The organism is Frankia sp. AgKG'84/4 (genome assembly GCF_023242965.2).
Lineage (GTDB): Bacteria > Actinomycetota > Actinomycetes > Frankiales > Frankiaceae > Frankia.
In genome coordinates this window covers 1-5437 of the sequence record NZ_JALKFU020000356.1, presented here as the reverse complement: position 1 = coordinate 5437, position 5437 = coordinate 1, and the positions used below count along the sequence as shown (strand labels likewise).

The window sequence follows — 5437 nt, the reverse complement described above, 5'->3', positions numbered from 1 at the left end:
CCGCGGGGCCCGGGCGCGCGGGCGCTGACGGCACCGCCCGCGGCCGGGTCTACCGCTACCTGCGCCAGGCGGTGATGACCGGTGAGATCGCCCCGGGCGCCCGCCTGGTGGAGGACCGCCTCGCCGAGGAGCTGGCCGTGAGCCGCACGCCGGTGCGGGAGGCCCTGCAACGGCTGACCAGCGAGGGGCTCGTCGTCAGGATCCGCCGCGGGCAGTTGGAGGTCTGCGCGGTCGGCCCGCGGGAGCGCGCGGAGATGCACCTGCTACGCGTCGCCTTCGACGAGGTCGTCGCGCGGCTGATCAGCCGGCGGGCCGACGAGATCGACTGGGACCCGATCCACGAGCGGCTCGGCCCGCTGGAACGGGCGCTGCACGAGGGCGGCATCGGCAGCTCGGCGTTCGCCATGGCCCACCTGGACCTGCACATGGCCATCAACCGGGCGGCGTTCAGCGAGCGGACGTCGAGCTTCATGGAGTCGCAGGCTTTCCTCTACCCGACCGACGACTACGTGCAGCAGGCCGGCTACGAGCCGGTCGAGCAGCACCGTCAGCTGCTCGTGGCCCTGGCCGGCGGCGACGAGGAGCACGCGGTGGCGGCGGTGCTGGCGCACGCGGTGCGCGGCGAGGCAGACGGCGCCGGGCGTGGGCCGCGGCGGGCACCGGTCGGTGGCGACACCACGATCGCCGAGCGAGGCCGCTGATGAGCGTCCGGATGTTCGTCAACGGGCAGGCGATGAGCGGCGGGTCGATCCACGGCCCGCTCGCGGCCGCCCGGTTCCTCGGCCGGGTCCACACGGCGCCCCGCTACCGGTTCTGGTCGTTCGACGACGAGTTTCCCGGCCTGGAACCGGTGACGACCGGCGGTTATCCGGTGCCCGGCGAGCTCTACGAGGTCAGCTACGCCGTCCTGCGGGACCGGCTGTTGCCGTTGGAGCCGCCCGAGCTGGAGTTGACCGTCATCGAACTGGCCGACGGCAGCGGCTCGCTGAGCATGCGGGCTCGCGCGGACGCCCTCGCCGGCCGGGTCGAGATCCGCCATTCCAGCGGCTGGCTCGGCTACCTCGCGGAGCGCGGCCTGAACGTGCGTTAGCCGGCCCGGACGGGCATCCGGGAGCGCCCCGATCACCGGATGCCCGCCCGCGTGGTCGTGTCAGGCCGCGCCGATGCGGGCACCGGTGGCGTGGAGACGTTCCCACGCGCCGCCGCCGGCCGGGCGACTCCGGCGGTCCAGCTCCGGCTTGACGGTCGGCTCTCCCGGATCCCCCGTCACCTGCCGGCGAATCGTGCGACGGCGACCAGACATTCCCGTCCCGACTTTCTCTGAATTCGCCGGGATGCGGTGAAACATTTCCGCGTCGCGCCGCGCCGCGCCGAAGCGCGAACCGACACCGCTCGAATTCCTGTCGGTATTTGGCTCTTGAACGCGGGGGCTGAATCGAATTACGCGACTTCTTCGGTCAGGGCGGCGGGGGAAAGTCTCTTGAGTGGCCCGGCCGTGTTCCTTTCAGATTTTGCTGGCCGAGTCGCCGACGATAGCCGCGTCGGCTGGCCGGTAGGTGGACTGACTGTGCGTAACCTGGGCGTACCGACGCTTTTTCCTGTGTGGCGGCTCTGACCTGCCGAATCATGGATTTTTCGGTTGTTCTCCCTATGATCGGGTGAGCCCGGCAGGCAATGCTCGACGCCTTCTCGGCCGGTCGTGGCGAGCTGTGATAGGGCGGTGGTAGGACGTCGCTGTCCCGGCCTGGCCGGTGCCGGATAGCGGTCGCAAAGGCCGCGTCTGACGGCGAATGCTGGTAGGTGTGTTGACAACCGACAACCCCGAACGGAGACGCCGATGAGCCCACAGCCGCGGACGCTGACGGTCGAGCGCGATGGGGCGGTGGCGATCATCACCCTCAACCGCCCCGACGCCGCGAACGGCATCAGCCAGGAACTCGCCGCCGAGCTGGGTCAGGCCGCCTATGACTGCGCTGAGGACCCCGCCGTCCGGGCGGTGCTCCTGACCGGTGCCGGCCGGTTCTTCTGCGCCGGCGGTGACGTGAAGGAGATGGTGGGCTACGGCGAGCGCGCGGGCGCCGAGACGAAGAAGCTCGCCGACCTCCTGCACCGCGCCGTGACGTCGCTGGCCCGGCTCGACGCGCCCCTCGTCGTCGCCGTCAACGGGACGACCGCGGGCGCCGGGGTCGGGCTCGCGATCGCCGGCGACCTCGTTCTCGCCGCCGACACGGCGACGTTCACGCTCGCCTACACGAACGTCGGGCTCAGCCCGGACGGCGGCACGACGTTCGCACTGCCCCGCCTGATCGGCCTACGCCGCACCCAGGAACTGCTCTACACCAATCGACGGCTGTCCGCCGCCGAGGCACTGGACTGGGGTCTGGTCACCCGCGTCGTACCCGCCGGCGAACTCGCGGGCGAGGCGCTGGCGTTCGCCCAGCGCCTGGCGGCCGGACCGGCGGACTCGCACCGCACGATCCGGCGGCTGCTGCTGGACACGTTCGACAACAGCCTGGAGACGCAGCTGGAACTGGAAGCACGCGGCATCGCCGCCTGCGCGGTGACAGACGGTCGTGAAGGCGCCGCCGCCTTCATCGACAAACGGGCGCCGAAGTTCCACTGACCGGCCAGTTCATGTGACCGGCCAGTTCATGTGACCGGCCAGTTCATGTGGCCGGCCAGTTCATGTGGCCGGCCGGTTCACCTCGCCGGCCGGTTCACCTCGCCGGCTAGGACGTCGGCACCGGGACGCCATCGCCGCGCTGCGCGGGGGGCGCGGCGGGCGCGTGCTCGGTGGGGCCGGCGAGGTCTCCGCGGGTCACGGTCCAGCGCAGCAGCGGTGGCGCCATGACCGACGTGGCCACCGCCACCAGCACCACGACGGTGTAACCGGCGGGGCTGATGACGCCCAGGCGCAGGCCGGTACCCGCCACGACGATCTCCACGACCCCGCGGGCGTTCATACCCGCGCCGAGCGCCAGCGACTCCCACCAGCTCAGCCGGCTCACCCGGGCGCCAAGCAGGGCGCCGAGGAACTTCCCGGCTACGGCGACGACGAGCACGACGGCGGCGGCCGCGAGCACGCTGGGGCGCCCCAGCTCGGTCAGGTCCACCCGCAGGCCGGCGGTGGCGAAGAACAGCGGCGCGAGCACCCCCGTCACCACCAGCCGCAGAGGCGTGACCAGCCGGGGATCGAAGGACCGCCGGGAGCCGATGACCATGCCGGCGACGAACGCCCCGAAGATCGCCTCCAGCTTCAGCGCCTGCGTCGCCGCGGCGGCCCCGAGGATCATCACGACGCAGGCCAGGCTCGCCGCGGCGGCCGGCGAGTCGGTGAGCGCCCGGCGCCGGCCCGTCCAGCCGAGTACCGCCTCGGCCACCGGACGCCCGACCACGACCGCGACCGCCACGGTGGCGAGGACGCACCCCACCGAGATGAGCACGTTGCCGGCGCGCACCCCCGTCGTGGCCAGCGCCGACACCACGGAGAGCAGCAGCCAGCCGACGGCGTCGTCGACGGTGCCGGCAGCCAGCGTCAGCTGACCCGTCCGGCTGTGCAGCAGGTTCAGGTCGACGAGGATCCGGGCGATGACCGGAATGGCGCTGACCGCCATGGCCACGCCGAGGAACATCGCGAAGACGCCGGTGTCGACGTCACCGGAGAGCAGGCCGGCCGGCAGCAGCAGGCCGGTGGCGATACCGAGCCCGAGCGGGACGAGCAGCCCACCGAGACTCACCTGCACGGCGGCCCGCCCGCGTCGCAGGACGCCGGGGACGTCCATCTCGGTGCCCGTCAGGCCGACGAAGAGGATCACCCCGAGCTGGCCCACCGCCTCCACCAGGTGGAACTGGTTCGGGTCGGTCGGGAAAAGCCAGTGCGCGGCGTCCGGCGCGGCCTTCGCGAACACCGATGGCCCCAGCAGGACGCCCGTGGCCAGCTCGCCGACAATGGCCGGCAGCCCGATCCGTTCGGCGAGCCGGCCGAGCAGCAGCGCTCCCGTCAACAGGGTGGTGACGGCCAGCAGAAAGACCAGGAGACTGTGCGGCGGAATAGCGGCCACCGGCTTTGTCGCCGCGGCTGTTGCCGCTAATGTCTCGGGGAAGTCGCCGACCACGTCGAGCCTCCGATCATTCCCGCCAGGCGGCGCGGGCGAGTGACAGAAATGCTGCGGCTGGCGACCAGTATCGCAGTGCGGTGTGATCGCCGGTGCGGGTTCGTAGGAATGCCTCCGGCGCGTTCTTCGTCGCTCGCGCGCGCGGGTGCGCTGCTGGTGAAATCGGATCGCTGGTGTCGCGCGACCCGCCGCGCCGCCCGGCGGACGCCCGGCCAGCGAGCGCTTCGGCGCCGCCCGTGCCCGCGTACGGTGGTCGTGCGACATGTGCTGGAGGGTGCGGTTATGACACATTTCGAGCTGGTTCGGACGCCGACGTTCGCCGGTGCCGCGCTGCTTCGGGACGAGGATCTGAGGCGGGACGCCGAGCGTCAGAAGGACGGCTGGGCGGGCGCCCGGGTCCTCATCGTCGACGCCGACTCCTGCGTTCCCGTGGTCTGGCCCGAGCCGGCGTCTGCTCACTCCACGCAGCCGCGGCTGTGGACCCGGGCCGCGACCGAGCTGGCCGGATCGCCGCCGCCGGACGCGCTGCTGCTCGGCGAGGCCGACGGCGTCGCCTACTGGGCGCTGCATGGTGACCAGGCGGGGGCCGGCGCCGGTCCGGAGGTGCGTTGGCTGAACCCGCACGCGTTCGGCGGTGAGCTGGGTGCCCTGGACGGCACCCTGCTGGCCGCCGCGGTCGCCCTGGTCCGCTGGCACGGCGGCGCGGGATTCTGCACCCGCGACGGTTCAGCGACCCGCCTGTCCAACGCCGGCTGGGTCCGGACCTGCACGGCCAGTGGGCACGAGGAGTATCCGCGTACCGACCCGGCGGTGATCGTCCTGGTGCACGACGGCGCCGACCGGATGCTGCTGGGACGCCACGGCGCCTGGCCGGCCGGGCGGTTCTCGGTGCTCGCGGGTTTCGTCGAGGCCGGCGAGTCGCTGGAGTCCTGCGTGGCCCGCGAGATCGCCGAGGAGGTCGGGCTGGACGTCACCGACATCCGCTACCTGGGTAGCCAGGCATGGCCGTTCCCCCGGTCGCTGATGGTCGGGTTCCACGCGGTCGCCGACCCCGCCCAGCCGCTGCGCCTGGACGAGGACGAGATCTGCGAGGCGACCTGGGTCACCCGCGACGAGCTGCGCCACGCTGTGGCCCGCGGCGACTGGCGCAACGAGCCGGGCAGCGGGGACGCGAGCGGTGAGAACGGGCCGCCCCTGCTCCTGCTGCCCGGCCGCATCTCGATCGCCCGGAACATGATTGACTCCTGGCTCGCCGCCGGCTGACCTCGGCCAGCAATCCCGCCGCGCAGGAGCGGCGCGTGCACCGCGGCAGTGCGCCGCGG

The 5437-nt window shown here is 72.6% G+C and carries 5 protein-coding genes; 4 read left to right on the top strand and 1 reads right to left on the bottom strand.

Annotated elements, in window-relative coordinates; genetic code table 11:
• The 3 genes from MXD58_RS18900 to MXD58_RS18890 all read left to right on the top strand — a co-directional run.
• The coding region (locus MXD58_RS18900; protein ID WP_250609654.1) for a GntR family transcriptional regulator at positions 1-701 on the top strand (701 nt) is incomplete at its 5' end.
• On the top strand, positions 701-1090 hold the full coding sequence (locus MXD58_RS18895) for an allophanate hydrolase-related protein (RefSeq protein ID WP_248836360.1): 390 nt from the start codon (positions 701-703) through the stop codon (positions 1088-1090). The genes MXD58_RS18900 and MXD58_RS18895, both read left to right, overlap by 1 nt.
• A 747-nt stretch (positions 1091-1837) precedes the next feature.
• Positions 1838-2623 carry an enoyl-CoA hydratase/isomerase family protein gene (locus tag MXD58_RS18890; RefSeq protein WP_248836361.1) on the top strand — a complete coding sequence of 262 codons (786 nt, stop codon included), beginning with the start codon at positions 1838-1840 and terminating at the stop codon, positions 2621-2623.
• A 106-nt stretch (positions 2624-2729) separates the two neighbouring features.
• On the opposite strand, the gene MXD58_RS18885 is transcribed toward MXD58_RS18890, so the two are convergent.
• Positions 2730-4061 carry a cation:proton antiporter gene (locus MXD58_RS18885; protein WP_248836362.1) on the bottom strand — a complete coding sequence of 444 codons (1332 nt, stop codon included), beginning with the start codon at positions 4059-4061 and terminating at the stop codon, positions 2730-2732.
• A 336-nt stretch (positions 4062-4397) separates the two neighbouring features.
• Between MXD58_RS18885 and nudC the strand changes: the two genes are divergently transcribed.
• A complete protein-coding gene (gene nudC, locus MXD58_RS18880; protein WP_248836363.1) occupies positions 4398-5378 on the top strand; it encodes an NAD(+) diphosphatase in 981 nt (326 codons plus the stop codon).
• The last annotated feature ends 59 nt before the right edge of the window (positions 5379-5437 follow it).